The organism is Reyranella sp. (genome assembly GCF_050185545.1).
Taxonomy (GTDB): Bacteria; Pseudomonadota; Alphaproteobacteria; order Reyranellales; family Reyranellaceae; genus Reyranella.
In genome coordinates this window covers 3,590-7,178 of the sequence record NZ_JBFWZI010000278.1, presented here as the reverse complement: position 1 = coordinate 7,178, position 3,589 = coordinate 3,590, and the positions used below count along the sequence as shown (strand labels likewise).

The following is a 3,589-nucleotide window of genomic DNA, read 5'->3' as shown; positions in this document are numbered from 1 at the left end:
GGATCGTAGCGGCCGATCGCCGAGCGCGGCTCCATCGGATTGACGACGATGCGGTTGGACACGATCTCGAGCCGCGTCACGTGCGCGGCTTCTGCGAAGGCCTTCTTCACCGCCTCGGCGTCGCCGTAGTGGAAGTCGAGCGCCAGGTTGCCGGGCACGTCGTCGTGGATCTGCGGCGCGCCCGGCGCCAGCGCCGCGGCCGGGCTGGTGACGGCCGGCAGTTCCTCGATGTCGAGCTCGACCGCTTCGGCGGCGTCCCTGGCCTGCAGCGCCGTCTCGGCCACGACGCAGGCCACCGCTTCGCCGACGAAGCGCACCTTGCCCTTGGCGAGCGACGGCCTGGGCGGCGTCTTCATCGGCGAGCCGTCGCGCTGCGGGATGTTCATCGGGCATTTGAGCGGACCGAAGCCCGCGGCATCGAGGTCGGCGCTGGTGAGGACCGCCAGCACGCCGGGCATCGTCGATGCCGCTTTGGTGTCGATGCTCTTCAGGAGGCCATGCGCGATCCGGCTGCGCACCATGACGGCATAGGCCTGTCCCGGCAGGTTGATGTCGTCGGTGTAGCGCCCCTGGCCGCGCAGCAGGGTCGGGTCCTCCTTGCGCGGCACCGGCTGGCCGACGCCGAATTTCATCAAGGCGAGGGCGGTGTCGTCATATGAATCCATGGGGTACTCCGGAAAACGCTGGCTATCAGGACAAGGTGCTCATGCGCTGGGAGTGCGCCACTCCGACGGCGCTCTTCTTGCTGATTACACGGCCTATGAGCGCCATCGGAGTGGCGCGCTCCCAGCGGTGACCCCTCCGCCCCGTGAGACGGGGCACCTCCCCAGCGTCATCGCTGGGGAGGCGAAGAAACTACTTCAGCGGCGAGTAATTCGTCGGCAAGAGCAGGGTCGAGTGCATCTCGGCGAGCTTGGCCGGGCCCTTGGCGAGATAGGCCTGCCAGGCGGGATCCTTCATGGCGGCGGCACGGGCCTCGAAGCGCTCCTGCAGGTTCTTGTATCGCCACATATGGATCCACTCGTTGGGCTGCGGGAACTCGCCCGTCCAGGCGCCCCAGATCGGCGAGTACTTGTCGCGCGCTTCCCTGACCTCGAGGAAGTCCTTGCCGTACTGCTGGGCGCCGCCCAGCACGGTGCGGTAGATGCGCAGCTCGTAGACGTTTCCAGTCGTGCCGTCGGACGGCTTGATGTCGACCACCGCGTTCATCACGCGCAGGTCCTGGCGCTGGATCCAGGGGCGGATGGTCGCCACGTACTTCTCGGTCCAGTCCTTGTTCTTCATCAGCTCGCCGCGCAGGCGCTCGCGGTCGTTGAGGCTGTCGTACTGCCAGAGATGCCAGATCTGGTTCAGGGCGCCGAACTCGGCCGTCCAGTAGCCGTGGTTGACGCCGTAATTGTTGCCGCGCACCGGCCGGCCGATCGTCTCGGCGGCACGCAGATACTCCGGCATCTTGCCGGGTGCCAGGGTATAGCAGCGGAGCTCGTAGACCATATTGTTTCCCCTCACGGATGCGGGTTCTTCGGCGGATGTGCCTTGACCGCTTCCTCGTTGATGTCGGCGCCCCAGCCGGGCCGGGTGGGCACGATCAATTCGCCATTCTGGATGACCGGCGGATGCGTGACCAGATCGTCCTTCCAGGGCACGTCGTCGATATCGATTTCCATGATACGGAAGTTGGGCATCGTGGCGCAAAAGTTGGCGCTCATCAGCGTCGACATGTGGCCGTAGAAATTGTGCGGGGCGCAGTTGATCTCGTAGGCCTCGGCCATGGCCGCGATCTTGTAGGACTCGAGCATGCCGTTCCACGGCACGTCGATGATGGAAACGTCGATCGAGCGGTTCTCGAAGAACGGCCGGAACTGGCGGCGGCCGAACAGCGATTCGCAGGAGGCGACCGGCATGGGCGCGCGGTCGCGGATCAGCCGCAGGCCTTCCGGATCGTAGGAATCGATCTCCAGCCAGAATAAATTGTAGCGCTCGCAGGCCCGCGCCACCTTGATATAGCCCTCGGTCTTGAAGTTGAAGTTGGTGTCGAGAAGGATCCCCATCTCGGGGCCGGCGCCCTGACGGAACGCCGACAGGCCATTATGGATGGCGTCAAGCGTCGCGTTGTCGACGTTGAGCTCGGGCCAGCCCGGCCCACGCGCAAAGCCCGGCTGATGCATGTTGGGCGGATCGGTATCGAAGCGGAAAATGTTGGTCTTCAGGGCCTTGAAGCCGCGTTCTTTCACGTGCTTGCCGAGCTTCACCAGGTCGTCGGCCGAGCGCACCGGGTCGACGCCCATCACGTCGGCGTTGCGAAAGCGATAGCTGCCGCAGTGCGACCAGTAGAGCGGCAGGCGGTCGCGCACCGCGCCACCGAACAGCGCGTGCACCGGAACGCCCAGCGCCTTGGCCTTGACGTCGAGCAGCGCGTTCTCGATCGCCGCCATCGCCTGCTGGTTGAGCCCGCCCGGCGCCTGCCGCGTCACGGCATATTGCCGGCTCATCAGGCGCTCGATCAGCCGCGGATCCTGGCCGATCAGGTCCTGCGCCATGCGCCGGATGACGGCCGTGATGCCGGCGCTACCGTAGCCTTCGTTGTATTCCGACCAGCCGACCAGCCCGTCGTCGGTGGTGATCTTGAGGAACGAGAAGTCGCGCCAGCCGGCGTTGCAGTGAAGATCCTCGATTTTGACGATTTTCATGGTGTTTCCCCTCCGTGGGCCGGCAGCATAGACTGGCGACGGCCAACAGCGGGATGAAAACATGCCCCTCCACGGCAAGGGAATGCTCGTCGTCTACACAGAGGTCGCGGCGCGCGACGAGCGCGACCTCAACGAATGGTACAATCGCGAGCACATCGACGAGCGCATCAACCTGCCGGGCTTCCATCGCGCCCGCCGCTATGTCGCGGTGCGCGGCTCGCCGAAATATCTCGCGACCTACGAATGCGACAGCGCCGACGATCTCGCCACGCCGGGCTACCTGCACCTGCTGGCCAACGGGACGCCGTGGAGCCAGTCGGTCACGGCGAAGTTCACGCGCTTCATCCGCATGACGCTGCGCATGCAGGTCGATCTCACGCACGGCGTCGGCGGCGTGCTGACGGCGGTGCGCTTCATTCCCAATCCGAGCCAGCGCAACGCCCTGTCGGAATGGCTGAGGGACACCGCACTGCCCAGGGCGATCGCCCGCCCCGGCATGGTCGGCGCCGCCGCCGGGGAGAACGACCTCGAGATCGCCAACGCGCCCTTGCGCGACGCCAGCATGGACCGTCCGCGCGCCGACGAGGTCGAATGGGTCGTGCTGATCGAAGGCTCCGATGCCGGCGCCGTCGGCGCGGCCGCCCGCACCACGTTCTCGCTTACCCGCCTGAGGCCCTTCGGCGTGACCGCGGCGCCGGTCATCGGCACGTATCGCCTGCTGTTCGGGAATCAGAGGTGAGCCTCCTCCCCAGCGTCGCTGGGGGTGTCAGCGTCTTCGCCGACCTGCCTTCGCCGAAGCGAAGCCGCAGGCAGGCGGAGGGGTCATGGTCTTCCGGACCGCGGGCGTGCCGCCCCCACAAGCACATGTAAAAGTTCGGGCGGGTCCCCCCCGGGCCACA

Annotated in this window: 4 protein-coding genes; 1 reads left to right on the top strand and 3 read right to left on the bottom strand. The window is 66.3% G+C overall.

Annotation, left to right across the window (positions count from 1 at the left end):
* The 3 genes from AB7O82_RS35955 to AB7O82_RS35945 all read right to left on the bottom strand — a co-directional run.
* Nucleotides 1–665, bottom strand: a 665-nt coding sequence (locus AB7O82_RS35955) for a xanthine dehydrogenase family protein molybdopterin-binding subunit (protein ID WP_428621668.1), incomplete at its 3' end; no start/stop codon positions are given.
* A 190-nt stretch (nucleotides 666–855) separates the two neighbouring features.
* A complete protein-coding gene (locus tag AB7O82_RS35950) occupies nucleotides 856–1,494 on the bottom strand; it encodes an NIPSNAP family protein (protein ID WP_428621666.1) in 639 nt (212 codons plus the stop codon).
* Between the two features lie 11 nt (nucleotides 1,495–1,505).
* Nucleotides 1,506–2,690 (bottom strand): mandelate racemase/muconate lactonizing enzyme family protein, encoded by a 1,185-nt coding sequence (locus tag AB7O82_RS35945; protein WP_428621665.1) that lies wholly within the window; start codon nucleotides 2,688–2,690, stop codon nucleotides 1,506–1,508.
* 61 nt (nucleotides 2,691–2,751) lie between these two features.
* On the opposite strand from AB7O82_RS35945, the gene AB7O82_RS35940 reads away from it, so the two are divergent.
* On the top strand, nucleotides 2,752–3,429 hold the full coding sequence (locus AB7O82_RS35940; protein ID WP_428621664.1) for a hypothetical protein: 678 nt from the start codon (nucleotides 2,752–2,754) through the stop codon (nucleotides 3,427–3,429).
* Nucleotides 3,430–3,589 lie beyond the last annotated feature (160 nt).

Coding starts and splice junctions, on each gene's coding strand:
- AB7O82_RS35940 (WP_428621664.1), top strand. CDS start 2,752: ATGCCCCTCCACGGCAAGGGAATGCTCGTCGTCTACACAGAGGTCGCG.
- AB7O82_RS35945 (WP_428621665.1), bottom strand. CDS start 2,690: ATGAAAATCGTCAAAATCGAGGATCTTCACTGCAACGCCGGCTGGCGC.
- AB7O82_RS35950 (WP_428621666.1), bottom strand. CDS start 1,494: ATGGTCTACGAGCTCCGCTGCTATACCCTGGCACCCGGCAAGATGCCG.